At 66.5% G+C, this 16,135-nt stretch carries 17 protein-coding genes; 7 read left to right on the top strand and 10 right to left on the bottom strand.

Annotation, left to right across the window (positions count from 1 at the left end; translation table 11 throughout):
- Positions 1 to 88 precede the first annotated feature (88 nt).
- Complete coding sequence (locus ACIA8C_RS08660) at positions 89 to 739, top strand: response regulator (protein WP_397132417.1); 651 nt, start codon at positions 89 to 91, stop codon at positions 737 to 739.
- Positions 736 to 1,836, top strand: coding sequence for a sensor histidine kinase (locus ACIA8C_RS08655; protein WP_397132415.1), 1,101 nt, complete (start codon positions 736 to 738; stop codon positions 1,834 to 1,836). The genes ACIA8C_RS08660 and ACIA8C_RS08655 overlap by 4 nt, the downstream gene beginning before the upstream one ends.
- 242 nt (positions 1,837 to 2,078) lie before the next feature.
- Here ACIA8C_RS08655 and ACIA8C_RS08650 read toward each other — a convergent pair whose 3' ends face one another.
- Positions 2,079 to 3,506, bottom strand: coding sequence for a CoA transferase (locus ACIA8C_RS08650; protein ID WP_397132413.1), 1,428 nt, complete (start codon positions 3,504 to 3,506; stop codon positions 2,079 to 2,081).
- Positions 3,503 to 4,156 carry a TetR/AcrR family transcriptional regulator gene (locus ACIA8C_RS08645; protein WP_397132412.1) on the bottom strand — a complete coding sequence of 218 codons (654 nt, stop codon included), beginning with the start codon at positions 4,154 to 4,156 and terminating at the stop codon, positions 3,503 to 3,505. Before ACIA8C_RS08645 ends, ACIA8C_RS08650 begins: the two co-directional genes overlap by 4 nt.
- 193 nt (positions 4,157 to 4,349) lie before the next feature.
- On the opposite strand from ACIA8C_RS08645, the gene ACIA8C_RS08640 reads away from it, so the two are divergent.
- Positions 4,350 to 4,763: a hypothetical protein gene (locus ACIA8C_RS08640; RefSeq protein WP_397132410.1), complete on the top strand. Its 414-nt coding sequence runs from the start codon at positions 4,350 to 4,352 to the stop codon at positions 4,761 to 4,763.
- Between the two features lie 131 nt (positions 4,764 to 4,894).
- Here ACIA8C_RS08640 and ACIA8C_RS08635 read toward each other — a convergent pair whose 3' ends face one another.
- The 5 genes from ACIA8C_RS08635 to ACIA8C_RS08615 form a co-directional block, all read right to left on the bottom strand.
- Positions 4,895 to 5,290 (bottom strand): VOC family protein, encoded by a 396-nt coding sequence (locus ACIA8C_RS08635; RefSeq protein WP_397132408.1) that lies wholly within the window; start codon positions 5,288 to 5,290, stop codon positions 4,895 to 4,897.
- Positions 5,291 to 5,479: 189 nt separating this feature from the next.
- Complete coding sequence (locus ACIA8C_RS08630; protein WP_397132406.1) at positions 5,480 to 6,607, bottom strand: FAD-dependent oxidoreductase; 1,128 nt, start codon at positions 6,605 to 6,607, stop codon at positions 5,480 to 5,482.
- 156 nt (positions 6,608 to 6,763) lie between these two features.
- Positions 6,764 to 7,174, bottom strand: a complete 411-nt coding sequence (locus tag ACIA8C_RS08625) for a Dabb family protein (protein ID WP_397132404.1) — start codon at positions 7,172 to 7,174, stop codon at positions 6,764 to 6,766.
- Positions 7,175 to 7,203: 29 nt separating this feature from the next.
- Positions 7,204 to 7,800: an ABC transporter permease gene (locus ACIA8C_RS08620; protein ID WP_397132402.1), complete on the bottom strand. Its 597-nt coding sequence runs from the start codon at positions 7,798 to 7,800 to the stop codon at positions 7,204 to 7,206.
- A gap of 58 nt (positions 7,801 to 7,858) precedes the next feature.
- Positions 7,859 to 8,893: a medium chain dehydrogenase/reductase family protein gene (locus tag ACIA8C_RS08615; protein WP_397132400.1), complete on the bottom strand. Its 1,035-nt coding sequence runs from the start codon at positions 8,891 to 8,893 to the stop codon at positions 7,859 to 7,861.
- A 105-nt stretch (positions 8,894 to 8,998) separates the two neighbouring features.
- Here ACIA8C_RS08615 and ACIA8C_RS08610 point away from each other — a divergent pair, with 105 nt between their 5' ends.
- Positions 8,999 to 9,643 (top strand): TetR/AcrR family transcriptional regulator, encoded by a 645-nt coding sequence (locus ACIA8C_RS08610; RefSeq protein ID WP_397132398.1) that lies wholly within the window; start codon positions 8,999 to 9,001, stop codon positions 9,641 to 9,643.
- A gap of 71 nt (positions 9,644 to 9,714) precedes the next feature.
- On the opposite strand, the gene ACIA8C_RS08605 is transcribed toward ACIA8C_RS08610, so the two are convergent.
- Positions 9,715 to 10,995: a matrixin family metalloprotease gene (locus ACIA8C_RS08605; protein ID WP_397132396.1), complete on the bottom strand. Its 1,281-nt coding sequence runs from the start codon at positions 10,993 to 10,995 to the stop codon at positions 9,715 to 9,717.
- A 716-nt stretch (positions 10,996 to 11,711) separates the two neighbouring features.
- On the opposite strand from ACIA8C_RS08605, the gene ACIA8C_RS08600 reads away from it, so the two are divergent.
- Positions 11,712 to 13,034: a M14 family zinc carboxypeptidase gene (locus ACIA8C_RS08600; RefSeq protein ID WP_397132394.1), complete on the top strand. Its 1,323-nt coding sequence runs from the start codon at positions 11,712 to 11,714 to the stop codon at positions 13,032 to 13,034.
- 104 nt (positions 13,035 to 13,138) lie between these two features.
- On the opposite strand, the gene ACIA8C_RS08595 is transcribed toward ACIA8C_RS08600, so the two are convergent.
- On the bottom strand, positions 13,139 to 13,669 hold the full coding sequence (locus tag ACIA8C_RS08595) for a PadR family transcriptional regulator (protein WP_397132393.1): 531 nt from the start codon (positions 13,667 to 13,669) through the stop codon (positions 13,139 to 13,141).
- Between the two features lie 71 nt (positions 13,670 to 13,740).
- Between ACIA8C_RS08595 and ACIA8C_RS08590 the strand changes: the two genes are divergently transcribed.
- The gene (locus ACIA8C_RS08590; protein WP_397132392.1) at positions 13,741 to 14,400 is read left to right on the top strand and encodes an alpha/beta fold hydrolase; all 660 of its coding nucleotides are present in this window, start codon (positions 13,741 to 13,743) and stop codon (positions 14,398 to 14,400) included.
- 11 nt (positions 14,401 to 14,411) lie between these two features.
- On the opposite strand, the gene ACIA8C_RS08585 is transcribed toward ACIA8C_RS08590, so the two are convergent.
- Positions 14,412 to 14,912, bottom strand: coding sequence for a cupin domain-containing protein (locus ACIA8C_RS08585; protein ID WP_397132391.1), 501 nt, complete (start codon positions 14,910 to 14,912; stop codon positions 14,412 to 14,414).
- 192 nt (positions 14,913 to 15,104) lie between these two features.
- Between ACIA8C_RS08585 and ACIA8C_RS08580 the strand changes: the two genes are divergently transcribed.
- The gene (locus ACIA8C_RS08580; RefSeq protein ID WP_397132389.1) at positions 15,105 to 16,109 is read left to right on the top strand and encodes an alpha/beta hydrolase; all 1,005 of its coding nucleotides are present in this window, start codon (positions 15,105 to 15,107) and stop codon (positions 16,107 to 16,109) included.
- Positions 16,110 to 16,135: the final 26 nt, after the last annotated feature.

Genomic DNA, 16,135 nt, shown 5'->3' with positions numbered 1-16,135 from the left:
CCGCCGACCGGCTGGAACTTCCGCGCCGGGCGGCCGGTATCGCCGGTCCCCGCTACCCGCGCGGGGCGGCCTTGATGAGAGTGTGCTCATGATTCGCGTGGCCATAGTGGACGATGAGGCGCTGGTGCGATCGGGTTTCACACTGATTCTCGGCGCCGCGGCGGACATCGAGGTCGTCGTCACCAGCGATGGCATGGGTGCCTTGGCGGCGATCCGCGCTGCGGATCCCGAAGTTGTGTTGCTCGATATCCGCATGCCGAATGTTGACGGCCTGCAGATTCTGTCGAAGTTACTGGAAGCGCCGCAACCGCCGACCGTGGCGATGCTGACGACGTTTGCCGCCGACGAGTACATAGCCGACGCCTTGCGCAGGGGCGCTTCCGGTTTCATCCTCAAGGACACCGAGCCGCAGCACCTCGCCGCCATCGTGCGGGCACTCGCGGGCGGCGCGGTGGTGCTGTCACCCAAGGTGACGAAGGCGGTGGTCGAAGGCTATCTGGATACGGTCGACACCGAGGCGCCCGAGCTGGTGCGGCTACTCACGGATCGAGAACGGGATATCGTCGTCCTCATCGCCGAGGGTCTGTCCAACGCGGACATCGGCGTGCGGCTGCACCTGAGCATGGGGACGGTAAAAGACTCGGTCAGCAGCATCTTCACCAAATTGCGCATCGGCACCCGCGTGCAGGCCGCCTTGATCGCGGAGCGTGCCGGAATCCTCACCGCCGACCTGCCATGAGCGACCGCTACTTTCGACCGGCTGTCGCTGTCGACCTGCTGGTCGCCGTGATCGGCGCGTTCGATGTGTGGTTCACCCGCGATCTGCCGTTCGCGCCGTGGGAGGTCGGTGTCGCGGTGCTCACCGGCGCGGTATTGCTCGTCCGCAGGCACGCACCGATCGTCACCTTCGTGCTCACCTTGCCCGCGGTGCTGGTGATCGGGGCACTGTTGGCGCCGATGGCCGCGCTGTACTCGGTGGCTCGCAGTTCGGCGAAGCGGTGGGTCGTCGTGGTGTTCGCGATCGTGCTCGGGTTGTCCTGCCTGTTCACTTCCCCCGATGACGATTTGGGGCTGGACGACCTCGAATTCTTGCTCCACCAAATAATTTTCGCCATTCTGGCCGGTGCTGGACCGGCCGCCCTCGGCTGGCTGGTGGCCACCCGGCAGCGGCTGGCGGGGCAGATGTCCGAGATCGACCGCGTCTACGCACACGAACGCGAACTACAGGTCGCCGCCGCGCGTGAGCGCGAACGCGCGGAACTCGCCAGCGAAATGCACGACGTGGTTTCGCATCAGGTGAGTCTGATCGCCGTGCAGGCCGGGGCTTTACAGGTGGTGAGTGCCGACCAGGACGCGCGCGCGGCCGCGGCGGTCATTCGCAAGCTCAGTGTCGATACCCTCGATGAGCTGCGGCACATGGTGAAGGTCCTGCGCGCCCCGGCGGCGACCTCCGGGATCAGTCCGCAACCGACCATCGAGCATCTGCCTGCCTTGCTGACGGCAAGCGCGCTACCCGTCGACCTGATCGGCCCCCTGCCTGCGAACCTGGCACCGGCCGGTGAACGCGCGGTCTATCGGACGGTGCAGGAGGCGTTGACCAACGTCCGCAAACACGCGCCGGGCGCGGCCGTGACGATCTCCTCCGCATGCACGGATCGCATTGTGTCAGTGTCGATTACCAACGTCGCCTCGGCGCAACCGCCAATAGCGCTGCCCAGCGCGGGATCCGGCCTCCGTGGCCTCCGGCAACGCGCACAGCTGCTCGGCGGAACCGTGACCGCGCAGGCGCTATCGGACGGCGGCTGGACAGTACGAATCGAGTTGCCCCGCAACTGATCGCGGGAATGGTCTGCCGGTCTCGCAAACCAGGGAGCAGGGGTGAAGGCCCCTGGCGGTGCGGAGCGAGACCGGCAGACCGGGCGATCGACCAGCGAGGCGGGACCGGGAGAGCCCGACGAACCCGTCGGTCCGGCGGCTGGTGGGTCAGACGATCACCGCCTTCGACGGTAGCCGCGCCGGACCGTGCCCGAAGCCCCCACCCAGCTGGGATACACCCGCCACTCGGCTGAATCAGACGGTCATGTCCAGCGCGGGTCGCTGGATCCGCGGGGGACCAGGATTGGGTCGTTCCATTGCGGTGGTGTCTTGCTGAAGGTGACCGGCGGGGCGAGGGTGTGTAGAGCGCCGAGTGGGGTGTCGGCGTCGTATGCGGTCGGCTCCCGAAGTCGGTGCTGCTCATCGCTGTTGGCCTCACCGGGGTCGACTGGGCCCAGTGTTTGGTACCACATGGCGGTGCGGGTGAGGTTGACCGTGACGTGCCAGCTGCCGCCCTCGGTGGCACGCCGCAGCAGCGCGGCGGTGGCCCCGGCGGCGCCCAGGTAGCCGGTGATGAAGTCGTTGATCATGCCGGTCGGTGGCAACTTGGGCTGCTCGGGGGTGCCTTCCAGAGCCATCAAACCTGAAGCGGCGGAACCGTTCATGTCGAATCCGCCGCGGTCGGCCCATCGGCCGGTCGATCCGTAGCAGGTCACCGACACGACGATGATGCCCGGGTATTTTTCGGCGAGCTCGTGCGGGTCGAGGCCGAGCTTGTCGAGTTTGCCGCCGCGATGGTTGTTGACCACGATGTCGGCGTCGGTGAGCAACGACTCCGCGCGCGCCTTGCCGCGTTCGGTGCTCATGTCGAGGTATGCGCTGCGCGACCCGATATTGGCTTCGTCGTAGATGAAGTCGTGCTCGTAGTCGTTGGGGCGGGTCGCGCACAGGACGTCCGCGCCTTGCTCTGCGAGAGTCCTGCCGACGACGGGGCCCGCGATGGCATGGGTGAACGACAGCACTCGCACCCCGCCCAGCGGTCGATCCGACGGGTCGAATCGGCGCGGCGGGCCGTCGCCGATCCTGGTCAAGCCGATCACCGGCTGGTCGGCCAGCAACGCGCCTTGCGGGTGGGCGAGCCATTCCCGCGGCGTGCGTGCCACGCACAACGGGAGTCCGGCGGCGTTCGCGGCTTCCTCCAGGTCGAAGGCGTCCCACTGCTCGATGGCCGCGGCGACTTTGCCGGGATCCGGTGGCACGTCCAGGAATCGGCACCAACGGGCGGCCAAGTGCGGGTAGACGCCCGATGCCATGACCATTCGCCCGTCGCGGGTGCGGTAGGAATCGAGCAGGAACGGGTTGTCGGCCATCAGCGGGTGCGGTGCCATCTCACCGGCCAGGGTCGGGTTCCAGAACGCGTTCGGCGTGATGCCATGCACGGCTTGACGCAAATCGAGGTGTAGATCCTGCGCCTGCCCGGTGCGATGCCGCCACAGTGCCGCCGCGCCGACGGCTCCGGCCATCATTGGGATGCCGATGCAGGCACCGAGCCGGTGGCGCGACGCGACGATCGGATCGCTGCCCGCGAAGCTCACCAGGCCGCCCGCCGCGGCATGCGACAAACCGACGTCGGCCAGCAGCCGGTCGAGGTGATCGAGCGGATCGAACGGTTCGGCGTTGCCCGCGGTCACAACGAATCTCCTTGGGAGTCAAGGGAACCAGGATCGGTCCTGGCGACGGGACGGGTATATTCGCGGAGCAGCAGCGGAACCAGGCGAGCGCGCACGCTCTCGCGGGCCGATCCGGTCGCCGCGATTTCGGTCAGTGTCTGTGCGTCGCCACCCTCGCAGGCCGCCACCACCAACCGAACCAGGTCGCTGACCTCGATCGTTGGCACCCGATCGACGGCCGCCAACGCGTCGGCCAGTAGGTCGGCCAGTGCCGCGCGACTGCGTGTCTCGTGTTGGGCGAGCGCGGCAGCCACCTCGGGATGCCGAATCGCGTGCAACGTGAATTCCATCGAGATCAAGAACCAGCGGCGCCGCTCGACGTGCGGTTCCGGCAGTCGGGGCGGATCCGAACCGACCATCTGCCCCGCCGACTCCGCCAACACCACCCGCACCCGTTCGAGCGTGGCCGCGTTGTGTCGATCGAACAACGCGAGGAACAGCGTCTCCTTATCGGGAAAGTTCGAGTAGAACGCTCCCTTGGTGAGCCCAGCGCGTGCGCAGATATCAGGAACGGACGAAGCCCCGAACCCCTTCTCCGCGAACACTTCCTGCGCGGCGTCCAGTAAGGCCGCGACGGTCAGCGGCCGACGCTTCGTCGGCGACTTGGGCACCGGGCCTCCTGGACATCGGTATCGGATACCGAGTAGTATCCGATACCGAACGGTACTCGTTTATAGGATGTCCGGCAAGGTCGGAGCCCCCGAGTTCTGACGTCTCCCCGGATTCGGAGATGTGCGGAAGTCTTGCTTGGTCACCTCCGGGGTGTCGCATTGCGGTGATCGGCCCATTTGTACGTTCGACCAGATGCGGAGAAACCTGACGATGAGCATGGCCCGAAGCATTATCGGAACCTCGGTCCTGGTGGCCGGTGCCGCCGCGATGGTGTCGGTCGCGTCCGGTTCGGCGGCCGCCGAACCGCGCGACTGCGCCCTCGACCGAGGACCTACCAGCGCGTCGGCGCACTGCGGCGGCGACGGCACCTACATCCTCGAAGTGGATTGCTTCGGGGTGAATCTGGCAGGCGGTAGCCCGGTATTCGGGCCCTACTTCAAGTCGGTCACGGGATACGCCGATGGTGTCTCCCGCCCTGCGCGGGACTGCATGATGCCGCTCACGCTCGGCCAGGTCGGGATCGCGACAGATGCGCGGATCACCCAGGTCCCGACTCGCCCCAGCCTGCCGCCGAACGCGTACGAGTACGACCCCGGCCGCCGGTAGCGACCTCTCCGGTGTTCCGGCGAAACCTGCACGGTGCACGGCTGGCCGTGCCGCGCGAGGAGCTGCGCTGGCGACCGAGCGGACTGCATCTTCGTGGCATGCGCGAGCTTCCGCTGCGGTGCTGATCGCGGCTACTCCTCGAAATCGCCGCCTGCGTAGATGGTGGGGCCATGGACGAAGCAGAGCCGGGTACCGAATGGGTCTTGGGCGTAGAACGATCGCTCGCCCCAGGCCTGTGCCTCGATGGACGCGTCGATGTGCGCGGGTTCGGCGCGACGAACCAACTCCATCGTCTCTTCCAAGTCGTCCACGCCGAGATAGATGATGCGCGGGTCGTCGTCGATGTGAAAATCGCCGGACTCCGGGCCGGGCTCGACGCAGGCGAGGATCACCTCGCCGCACCGGAAGTAATGCCGGTTCACCCACACCCGCTCGCCGGGAGTTTTCAGAATTGCCGAATAGAACTTGGTCGCCGCCTCGATATCGTCGACCGGGATGACGATCCGGAAGATCCAGGGGGCCAGCATGGCGCGAATAGTACTCCCGGCGCCTTGCGGGTGCGGCGGAATCGAGGGACAGCGGGGGCCGGGATCCGCACTCGAAATAGGGCACTAAGCCGGTGCGTCTCCCGAGTGTGGGTGTGGATTCCGCTGTCCGCGTGGGGAGTTGGAGGATGCTCACCAGTTGGGTCGGTGGGTTCAGGATTCGTGTTCGATCTACTCCGGTGCGGTGAGGGCGGCGAGCAGGGTTTGCGCCGGGTCTTCGTCGAAGACGAGGTTTTCGAAGAACTCGGCCGCCTCGGCGGCCATCTTGGTGCTGCGCGCGAACATGGCCAGCTCGTATTCGGTGATCGCGGTTTCGACGTCATCGGGGTGCGCGGCGAGGGCTTTGCCGAGTTCGGCGCCGTCGAGCATGGCCAGGTTGGCGCCTTCGCCGTTCGGCGCGGTGAGGTGGGCGGCGTCGCCTACCAGGGTCACCCCGGGCACACGGTCCCATTGCTGTCCGATCGGCAGCGCGTAGTGCGGCCGCCAGACCGGCGCGGTGTCGGCGTCGGTGATCAGCGCGGTGAGTTCCGGCGCCCAGCCGTCGAATACCTCGGCGACTCGCGCCTTGGTCGCGGCGGCATCGGTGAAATCGATGGCCTCGAACCACTCCATCGGCTTGGGCAGCACCACATAGGTGTGCAGGGTGTCGCCCTTTTCCCGGTGCGCGTGGATCTGCGCGCCTTCCGTCGGCGTCATCAGCGAGCCGCCGCCGACCGTTTTCGCGGCGACCGGGTGGCGGGTGTCGGCGTCGTACAGGTAGGTCTCGACAAACGACTGGCCCGCGTATTCGGGTGTGGCGGTGGACAGCAGCGGCCGGACTCGCGACCACGCGCCATCGGCGCCGACCAGCAGGTTCGTCACGACGGTGCTGCCGTCGGCGAAGCTCACCTCGTAGCGGCCATCGTCGAGGGCGCGAACGCCGGTGGCCTTGTAACCCCACCGGACGGTGCCGGCCGGGAGCGAGGCCAGCAGCAGCTGTCGCAGTTCGGCACGCAACACCTCGGGGCGTCCACCGGTGCCGTCGTCGGCCTTGTCGAGCAGCACTGTCCCGTCGGGGTCGAGCACCCGGATCGCCTGGCGGCCGTCCAGGATGAGGTCACGGAACTCGTCCATCAGGTCGGCCGCCTCGACGGCGAGTTGTCCGTTGTAGTCGTGGATGTCGAGCATCCCGCCCTGCGCACGCGCCGTCGGGGACGGCTCCGCCTCGTAGACCGCGGCAGGAATGCCGTGCACGTGCAGAACGCGAGCCAGGGTGAGTCCGCCGAGTCCGGCGCCGATGATCGTTACTGAAGGGGTCATGCTGACGAGGTTGCTGGCCGGTGATTGCACCGGCCTTGCGTCCGGCTTGCATCGTCATGCGTGGGGCACAAGGCACCCGGGAGCGGTCGCTGCCGATGACGCCGAAATGTCCGGAGCCCGTGGTGCTTCGGGCTCCGGACAAGGGTTCGGTGTGGGCTATTCGGGGTGCGGGAGGGCGCTGGTTCCGGTGTGCGACGACAGGGCGGCGAGCATTTCCGCGAGCTCGGGGACGGAGTCGATGTGGCGCTTTTGCAACTGCGCGACCTTCGACTCGAAGTCGGGGTCGAGGTCGTCGGTGAGATCGTAGGACTCGAAGTTCTCGGCGAGGGGGAGTCCGGCTCGTACCGACGCGGTGTGCGCGGGGTGACTCAGGTACGCCCAGTAGGCGTCGAGGTCCTCGAGGACGAACGTGGCGCCCCAGTCGAAACCGGTGCCGTACTCGCGGCCGACGATGAACGACTTCACCTCGGGGATGCTGCCCTGTTCGTGCATGCTCGCCAGGGCCGCCTTGGCCTGTTCCTCGGTGACGCCCGCGCGGAGCTTTATCCGGTTACCGTGATAGATCATCGACTTCTCCTTCAGTGGTGGAACGGTTTTCAGTGGTGGGTCGCGAGGCGGCGGCGCTCGAGCACGGTGGCGACGGCATAGCCGCCACCGCCGCCGAGGGTGAGCACCCAGAACAGGCCCGGGTTGCCGAGCAGCAGCGCGCCGGTGGAGACCAAAGCGAGCCAGGTGCCGAGGCAGTAGTGCAGGACGTTGCGCCGCGCGGCGCCTTCGCCGAGGTAGAGCAGGCCGACGATGAGGCCTGCGCCGGTGGGCCAGAGCACGGTCTGCAGGTCGGATCGGTCCAGCAGCGAGGTGATTCCGGTGATGGCGAGGAAGAGGGCGGCGAAGGCGCTGGCCCAGGAGATGCCGAGTAGCTTGCCGGACAGGACGTCCGAGCTTTCGGCGCCGCGTTGAGCGCGCAGCGCGGCCACCGTCGCGGCGACGGTGCCGACCGCGAGGCCGATACCGAGCAGCGTCATCGGCAACCAGCCGGGCAGGCTGACCGGCGGATCGTCGCCTTTGGACAGTGCGGCGGCGCCGTGTCCGAAGACGTACGCGAGCGCGAAGCTGAGGTAGGTGGCGCGGTTGTCGACGTCGCCTGCGCGGCGGGTGGAGTGGGGCGGGGCGGAGAGGGCGATGGTGGCCATGGCTGAATTCCTCGGGGTGCGAACATAATTGAACTGACGATGCGGCGGTGCCGATCGGCTACGCGGTGATGACGACCTTGCCCGCGACCGTGCGGGACTCGGCGAGTGCGAGCGCCTGCGCGGCGTCGGCCAGGGGGAACTGCGCGGCGATCTGCGGCGCGAGCACGCCGTCGGCCAGCAGCCGCAGCACCTGGATCAGGTCGTCGTGCAGGCGGCTACGGAAGGTGCTCAGCCTGCGCTTGCCCGCCCAGAAGTTGTAGAAGTGGGCGCTCTTGCCATTGGGCAGGTAGTTCCACAGCGCCAACCGCGCGAACGACTTCAGCACCGGCAGTTGGGAATTGCCGTCCTCGTCCTTCGTCGCCGCGGTGCCGTAGGAGACCAGCGTCCCGCCCTTGCGCAGCAGCGCCCAGGACTGCGCCAAGCCGGCGCCGCCGACATGGTCGAACACCGCGTCGACACCGTCGGGGGCGATTTCCCTGATGCGCTGGTACATGTCCGGGTCGCGGTAGTCGACCGGGATCGCGCCGAGCTCGCGGACCAGCTCGTGATGGCGGGGCGAGGCCGTGCCGATCACCTTGATGCCCGCGTGCCTGGCCAGCTGCACCAGGGTGGAACCGACGCCGCCGTTGGCGCCGAACACCGCGATCGTGGCGCCGCTCGGCACCTTGGCCATCCGGTGCAGCATCTGCCACGCGGTGATTCCGTTGACGACCACGGTTTCCGCGGCGGCCGCGCTGACGCTGTCCGGGATGGGCACCAGGTCGGCGGCGTCGATCAGCAGGTGGCTGGCCCAGCCGCCGACCTTGACGACCGCGGCGTACCGGCGTCCGATCATCGCGGGATCCACCCCGGGGCCGACGGCGGTCACCGTGCCGACCACGTCGTAGCCGGGGACGAACGGGAAGGGCGGCTGGTCGTAGTACTTGCCGCGGCGCATCTGCTGTTCGGCGAAGGAGACGCCGGTCGCGTCCATCCGCAGGGCGACCTGGCCCTTGTTCGGCGCGGCGAGATCGCGGGTGCGGATCAGCAGGCCGTTCGCTTCGACCTTGCCCGGTAGCACGACTTCGGTGGTGACAGTGGTGGTGGTGTTCATGACGTTCTCCGCACTCAGTGGATGATTACACCTGTAACCATACGCACGTTAGCTTCGAAGATTCAAGGGCTTACACCGATAAGGTTTCAGGTGTAAGTTGACGGTATGGCAGACAACATCACCGCGTCTCCTGCTCGCGTGCGCAACCGGCGAGGGGAGGGCGCCCGACTGCGCGACGACATCGTGGCCGCGGCCGTCGAGCTGCTCGACGAAACCGGCGACGAAAAGGCCGTCACCCTGCGGTCCGTCGCGCGCCGCGTCGGGATCGCCGCGCCCTCGATCTACCGCCACTTCCCGGACCAGCCGACCATCATGCTCGCGGTCGTGCAGCAGGCATTCGCTGAGCTCGAACAGCATCTGAGTGCGGCTTTAACCGCGGCGGGTGACGAGCCGCGGGACCGGCTGTTCGCCTTCTGCCGCGGGTATCTGGACTTCGCCGAACTCCATCCCGAGCGCTATCGCACCATGTTCGGCGGGCTCTGGATGCCTGCCCTGGGCGAGACGACGCTGACCGAGGCCGATCTCGCCACCCTCGGCGACGCGACCCTGGGCATGCTCATGGAAATCGTGCGGGAGTGCGTCGGTGCGGGCGAGTCCACCAGCACCGATGTGTCCGTCGATGCCGTGGCGCTGTGGCTCGGGTTGCATGGGCTGGCGCACCAGCGCGCGTCGACGGTCGCCTTCCGGTGGCCGCCGGGTATCGCCGATCGCATGATCACGACGTTGGCCCACCTGAAGAACGCGACTTAGTCGGAGATACGAAATACGCCGAACTTCCTTGTAATGCAAGGAAGTTCGGCGTATTTGAGTTGACAGTCGGGTTAGAAGAGGCCGCCGGTGTTGAATCCGCCGCCGATATCGGCGAGATCGCCGAGTCCGCCGCCACCGCCGAACAGGTCTCCGCCGCTGAACTGGTCGCCTCCGCCTTTGCCGAACCAATCGAATCCGTCGCCGCCGCTGTCGCCGCCGAACAGGCCGCCGCCGCTGTCGTCACCGAACAGGTCGCCGCCGCTGTCGCCACCGAACAGGTCGCCGGTGTCGGAGGCGCTATTGCCGCCGCTGTCGCCGAGCCAATCGAATCCGTTGCCGCCGTCGTCACCGCCGAACAGGTCGCCGTTGTCGCCGCCGAATAGATCGCCGGAGTCGGTAGTGTTGTCGCCGCCGCTGTCGCCGAGCCAATCGAATCCGTCGCCACCGTCGCTGCTGTCGCCGCCGGACATGTCGCCGCCGTCGGACGATTCATCGCCGCCGCTGTCGCCGGGCCAGTCGAATCCGTCGCTGTCGCCGGACGGGTCAGCGCTGTCGCCGCCGTCACCGCTGTCTTCGCCACCGGGCATATCGCCGCCGTCGGACGTGTTGTCACCCTCGCCGTCGCCGGACGAATCGTCGCCGTCGCCGGGCTGGCTTTGCTGGTCATCGCCGGAGTCTTGGTCCGGCTGACCCTGCGGTTTGTTCGGTTTCCCCGGGCGGTCACCCGTCTGAGTGGTGCTATCGGACGGTTTGGTCTGGCCGCCCGGCTTTGTCGGTTTGGACGGGTCGGCCGAGTTACCCGGCTTTCCCTTCTGATACATGCTGTTGAGCTGACCTACCTCGTTTTTGCTCAGCGGAGTCGGGCCACTGTTGCACCGGTTGACCGAGCTGGCCATGATGCTGCAGCCGCTGTCGTTGTGATCGAGGCCGATGGAGTGCAGGAGTTCGTGTCCGGCGACTTCGGTTCGGTCGTTCTTGTCGTAGTTCTGTGTCTTGGGATCGAGTTTGACGAACGGGCCGCCGCCGTCCCACCCGCCCATGCCCGCGACATCTCCCGGGAACCGCTCATTGGTGATTTTGATGGCGCCATTGCCCGTTCCTGGTTTGAAGACGACATTCAGACCAGGTGTCGAGTTCAGGTGTTTGACCGCGTTCTCGATGCCCGCGTCTTTGATCGTATTGTTGTAATGAATGATCGCCCGGCCGTCCGAGTCGTAGCCCTGGATCTTCGCGCGGAAGCCGAAACTCGGTGCCGCCGCTGCCGCGGTGGCGGTGGTGGTCAGGGTGAGTGCGGCGGGCCCGAGCAGCGAGCCGGCGACCAGTGCGGCGAATAGCCGGGGAGAGCCATTCATTGCTGATTTTTTGCTTCGATGTTTTCCGCGATAGTTGCGACTGTTGGCAGCGGACGGCATTGCGCGGAGACCTCCGTGGGACTATGGATGAGATTTATGCCGAACCTGAATAGCGGCTGATGCCGGCGGGCTATCAGTCGAGTTTCATGAAGAGCGAGGTTCGCGCTTGCGGATCGGCACGGTCGACTGTACGTCGGAAACGGTTAATCGGCACAATGTGTAAGTCCGGTCTTAACTGTTGAAAACAAACCTTCAGGCCGGCGTGAATCCGGCGCAATTCCAGAACTTTTAAGTCTGGTTTGCAATTCTTGTTAGTTGTCTTTGCGGAGCGGGTCATCGCCCAGGTGGGTGCTGGTGGCGCACGGGCTGTACGGACGCTCGGCGCGGCTCGATGATGACGTCACCGGCCGCCCCGACTGAGCGCGGCGGGCCGTGGTGACGCGCGGCGGGCCGCGGTGTCTACGCGCACGCGCCGGACGATCGTTCGGACCGGCTCGCGCTTTTCCCCACTCGCCGACTGGGGTTTCACTGAGCCGACACGGCGGCTTAATCTCCGACCATCGGAAATTCATCCGCGAACAACGGCGCCACGCCGTCAAATGCGGTCTCTGAAAGTGGCGCGAGAGACAGGTAAGCCCATGAGCAGTTTCCGCAATATCCTTGCAACCATTTCCGCAGTGGCTGTCGGTGGTTTTTCGACGCTTGTTTTCTGTCCGATGATGGCGAACGCCGCCGATGACACGCCCTACTACTGGAACGTTCCGGTGCCGTCGCAGGCGCAGCGCGACATCATCACCAGTGCCGGGATCGAAATGGTTCCCGCGGGTGACGGCAAGGTGACCATCGCGGTCGACGAGTCGGGTGCCCAAGTGCTGCGGGCTAAGGGCCTGACGCTGCAGAAGGGGGAACCGGTTTATAAGTCGTTACCCTCGGAGCAGCGATCCCTCGGCCCGACTTACTACGGCGGCTACCACACTTCGGCGGACATGATCACCCATGCCAAGGATGTGGCCAACAAGTTTCCCGGCATCGCCCAGGCGCACGATATCGGCAAAACCTGGCTGGCTGGCCGGGGCAGCGGCGGCCACACGATGGATGTCATCTGCTTGACCGGACTCGCTAAGCAGGCGACCGATCAGGAGAAGGTAGCGGCGAAAACGACACTCGCGCCCAGCGGTTGCGCGCTGTCGCCCACCTCGACCAAGCCGCGCTTCCTGCTGACCGCGCAGATCCACGCCCGCGAACTTGCCACCGGCGAAGTAGCCTGGAAATGGATCGATTACCTCGCCAACGGTTACGGCACCGACGCCACCGCGACCAAGATCCTGGACACCACCGAGGTCTGGGTCGTCCCGGTGACCAACCCCGACGGCGTCGACGTGGTGGCCAGCGGCGGAAACCGCCCCAAGATGCAGCGCAAGAACGTCGACAACAGCGGGACCCCCTCGTCCTGCTCCGTCGTCGACGGCTCCGGCAACGGCCCGGGCATCGACCTGAACCGCAACTTCACCGTCCGGTGGGGCGGCGACTCCAGAAACCAGTGCTCCCAAACCTTCCAGGGTCCGCGCGCTGCCTCCGAACCGGAAACCCAGAACATCCAGAAGCTGTACTCGAGCCTGTTCACCAACCAGCGCCCCGCGGGCAGCGCCGACGTCCCGGACACCGCGAAAGGTGTTGTGATCGACCTGCATTCCTACGGCCAATACGGAATCATTCCGACGGCCGCGACCCCGAAGAACCGGGAACAGTTGCGCACCTTGATCACCAATGTCGTACCGAAGGGATTCACCGTCGGCACCGATGAGGAAACCGTCGGCTACTCCACCTGGGGCACCACCGACGACCAGGCCCACGGCGCACTCGGCCTGGCCAGCTTCACCATCGAAATCGGCCCGAACGGCGGCACCTGCGGCGGCTTCATGCCCCGCTACTCCTGCGTCGACAGCACCCTCTGGCCCCAAATGAAGAAGTCCTTCACCACCGCCGCGCTGGCCGCCGGCGCCCCCTACAAGCAGTCCCCGAACAACCCGACCAACTGATCGCCCAATACGGGTGGTGGTGGCTGAATTCCAGCCCCCACCACCCGTTTTGCTGCCCACCGTCACTAACGCATTCTCGCTCGCCAGCGCTGCTGTGCGATCGCTTACTGCTCCTGCTCGAGGTCGGCGATGGTGGCCGCCAGCCAGGCGCGGTCGGCGCGGCTGGTTGCCGCGGCGAGGGTGAGCATGCCTTTGCGGAAGCGGTCGGTCATGTCGGCGGCGCGCAGGGGTTTGCCGTCGGCGTAGAAGTAGCTGGCGGGGCCGTCCATGAAGGCGAGGCGGCGGCGTAGGACGCGGGCTTGGTCGGCTGGGTCGGGTAGGCGGCCGAGGAAGGCGAGCAGGACCAAAAATGAGTTGCGGTCGGTGATTTCGACGTCGGCCGGCTCGCGGAGTCTGCGGAGTAACTCGGCTTGGCCCGCGGGGGTGAGAGAGAGGATTTGGCGTGGGGTGGCGCCGCGGCCGGGTTCTTCCTGTCGGTTCAGGAGCCCGGCTTCCCTTAGCCGGTTGAGCGCGGGGTAGAGGGCGCCGTCGCTGACCGGGCGGACGTGGCCGGACAGGCCGGAGATTCGGGCGCGGAGCTCGTAGGCATGGAGTGGCTCTTCGGCCAGGAATCCCAGCACGCTCAAGGTCAGCACGTCATCATCCTAGCGAGCCTTCGCACTAATAGTGTTGCCTCGATTAGAGTGTCTCTATTAGAGTGTCTGCCATGACGACCTTCATTCTGGTTCCCGGCGGATGGCGCGGCGGGTGGTACTTCCAGCCGATCGCCGAATCTCTACGGAGCCAAGGCCATTCGGCCTTTCCGGTGACACTCACTGGCCTGGGCGATCGGGCCCACTTGCGCACGGCGGCGACCAATCTCGATACCCACATCGAGGATGTGGTGAGCCTGGTCGAGGCCGAGGAGATCCACGATGCGGTGCTGGTCGGGCATAGCTACGCGGGCATGGTCATCGCCGGTGCCGCGTCCCGCCTACCTGACCGCATCCGGCGGCTGGTCTACTGCGACGCTTACGTCCCCGCCGACGGCGAGTCCTGCTTCGACCTCACCACGTCGGGCTTCCGCGAGCTGTTCATCCAGGGCGCCCGAGTCGACGGCCACAGCGTGCTGCCGCCGCCGGGCCCGGAAACCCGAACGACCCCACACCCGCTCGCGTCGTTCTTGCAGCAGATCCAGCTCGACACCCCACCCCAGGCCCAGCGCAAGGACTACATCTACCTGGATGGCTGGTCCGGCACCCCGTTCACCGATGTCTACCAACGACTTTGCCGCGACCCGGACTGGCATGTGCACACTTTGCCGATCGGACACGACGTGGTGGCCGACGCACCCGAGGCGCTCGTGCAGATCCTGCTAGCGGAGTGAACCGCTAATGATCAGGGAGTTCCTGGCGCTCGATGGATCGGGTCGATCCAGTGCACGGTGTCGGGTTTCTCCACCGGTTCGATGTCGAGGTTGACGACGACTGCCTCGCTATCGCTGCGCACCAGCACGCATTCGAGGGGTTCGTCCGTGCTGGCATTGATTTCCTGGTGTGGGACGTAGGGCGGGACGAAGATGAAATCGCCGGGTTCCGCTTCGGCGACGAACTCGAGTCGCTCGCCCCAGCGCATGCGCGCGCGGCCGCGCAGGACGTAGATCACGCTTTCCAGCTCGCCGTGATGGTGCGCGCCGGTCTTGGCGTTCGGGTGGATTGTGACGGTTCCCGCCCAGATCTTCTGGGCACCGACTCGCGCCGCGTTGATCGCGGCCGCGCGGTTCATCCCCGGCGTCTGGGCGGTGTTCGAGTCGAGTTGATCCGACTTGATGACGCGCACCCCGTTGTCCCGCCAAGGGTGATCCGCAGACGAATTCGGCTGTGGTTGATTCGTTGCCACGTGTCGCCCCTTCGGTTGGATCGAGCCCGAATTCTATCGCCGACGCTCTTGAGCCGGTTGTGACAGGCACCAGGCGCGACGAGTTCGAGCGGTCAGCTGTCCCAAGGAATGCGGGATGGGTGGTTCGGGGTGGCGGCCGAGGGTTAGCGTCTGCCCACATCGCAGGAGTCACGAAGGGGCCGGAGGTGCCGCGTGGGCGATCGCATTACCCGTGGTGTGGCGACGGCCGCGCGATTCACGATCGCGGTTGTGGTCGCCACGATGCTGACGGGGACCGCGCGAGCGGAGCCGGCACCCGCGCCGGACGGCTCACACGTGCTCACCTTCGCCGAAGGCAGGGCGGGCATCGACATGACCGTCTATTCCGCGCTGATGGGCCGACCTGTGGTGGTGAAAGTGATTCGCGCACCGGATGATTCGACTCCCGCGCCTACGTTGTATCTGCTCAACGGCGCGGACGGCGGCATCGACCGCAACTGGGCCGACGCCACCGATGTCGCCGAGTTCTTCGCCGACAAGCAGGTCAACATCGTCATTCCGTTCGGCGGTGAGGGCAGCTACTTCACCGATTGGCGCGCCGACGATCCCGCCCTCGGCAAGCAACGCTGGGCGACCTTCCTCACCCGCGAGTTGCCCCCGATCATCGACGCCACACTGAAAACGACCGGCGCCAATGCGATCGCGGGGATCTCGATGGCGGGAACCGCGGTCTTCCAACTGGCGTTGTCCGCGCCCGGGGTGTACCGCGCGATCGGCTCGTACAGCGGCTGCGTGCGCACCAGTGACGCGCGCGGCCAGGCGGTCGTCAACGCCGTGGTCGTCAGTCAGCAGGGCAACCCGGTGAACATGTGGGGCCCGCCGAGCGACCCGGCATGGGCCGCCAACGATCCCTATCTGCACGCCGAAAAGCTGCGCGGCACCGCGATATACGTTGCCAGCGGCAATGGCAGGCCCGGACAGTTCGACACCGTCGACGGAGTGCACGGCGATCTACCGCAGCTGGCCTATCAGCTGCTGTTCGGCGCGCCGCTGGAGGCCATCGCGAGCGTCTGCACGCGGCAGCTGCGGGACCGCTTACGGGACTTGAACATTCCCGCGACAGTCGACCTGCGCGACACCGGCACCCATTCGTGGGGGTACTGGCAGCAGGACCTGCACAACTCCTGGCCGATCTTCAGCGAGGCGCTGAATCGGTGAATGTGGCGGAGCCGGTAGATAAGTTG

The organism is Nocardia sp. NPDC051321, from assembly GCF_044455225.1.
GTDB lineage: Bacteria > Actinomycetota > Actinomycetes > Mycobacteriales > Mycobacteriaceae > Nocardia.
Note: the sequence above shows the minus strand (reverse complement) of the source record. Positions and strands in the feature narration are given on the sequence as shown.

What these genes read in the sequence shown, in the direction of transcription:
- ACIA8C_RS08660 (WP_397132417.1), top strand. Translation starts at nt 89, where the DNA reads ATGATTCGCGTGGCCATAGTGGACGATGAGGCGCTGGTGCGATCGGGT.
- ACIA8C_RS08655 (WP_397132415.1), top strand. Translation starts at nt 736, where the DNA reads ATGAGCGACCGCTACTTTCGACCGGCTGTCGCTGTCGACCTGCTGGTC.
- ACIA8C_RS08640 (WP_397132410.1), top strand. Translation starts at nt 4,350, where the DNA reads ATGCGGAGAAACCTGACGATGAGCATGGCCCGAAGCATTATCGGAACC.
- ACIA8C_RS08635 (WP_397132408.1), bottom strand. Translation starts at nt 5,290, where the DNA reads ATGCTGGCCCCCTGGATCTTCCGGATCGTCATCCCGGTCGACGATATC.
- ACIA8C_RS08630 (WP_397132406.1), bottom strand. Translation starts at nt 6,607, where the DNA reads ATGACCCCTTCAGTAACGATCATCGGCGCCGGACTCGGCGGACTCACC.
- ACIA8C_RS08625 (WP_397132404.1), bottom strand. Translation starts at nt 7,174, where the DNA reads ATGATCTATCACGGTAACCGGATAAAGCTCCGCGCGGGCGTCACCGAG.
- ACIA8C_RS08620 (WP_397132402.1), bottom strand. Translation starts at nt 7,800, where the DNA reads ATGGCCACCATCGCCCTCTCCGCCCCGCCCCACTCCACCCGCCGCGCA.
- ACIA8C_RS08615 (WP_397132400.1), bottom strand. Translation starts at nt 8,893, where the DNA reads ATGAACACCACCACCACTGTCACCACCGAAGTCGTGCTACCGGGCAAG.
- ACIA8C_RS08610 (WP_397132398.1), top strand. Translation starts at nt 8,999, where the DNA reads ATGGCAGACAACATCACCGCGTCTCCTGCTCGCGTGCGCAACCGGCGA.
- ACIA8C_RS08605 (WP_397132396.1), bottom strand. Translation starts at nt 10,995, where the DNA reads ATGAATGGCTCTCCCCGGCTATTCGCCGCACTGGTCGCCGGCTCGCTG.
- ACIA8C_RS08600 (WP_397132394.1), top strand. Translation starts at nt 11,712, where the DNA reads ATGATGGCGAACGCCGCCGATGACACGCCCTACTACTGGAACGTTCCG.
- ACIA8C_RS08590 (WP_397132392.1), top strand. Translation starts at nt 13,741, where the DNA reads ATGACGACCTTCATTCTGGTTCCCGGCGGATGGCGCGGCGGGTGGTAC.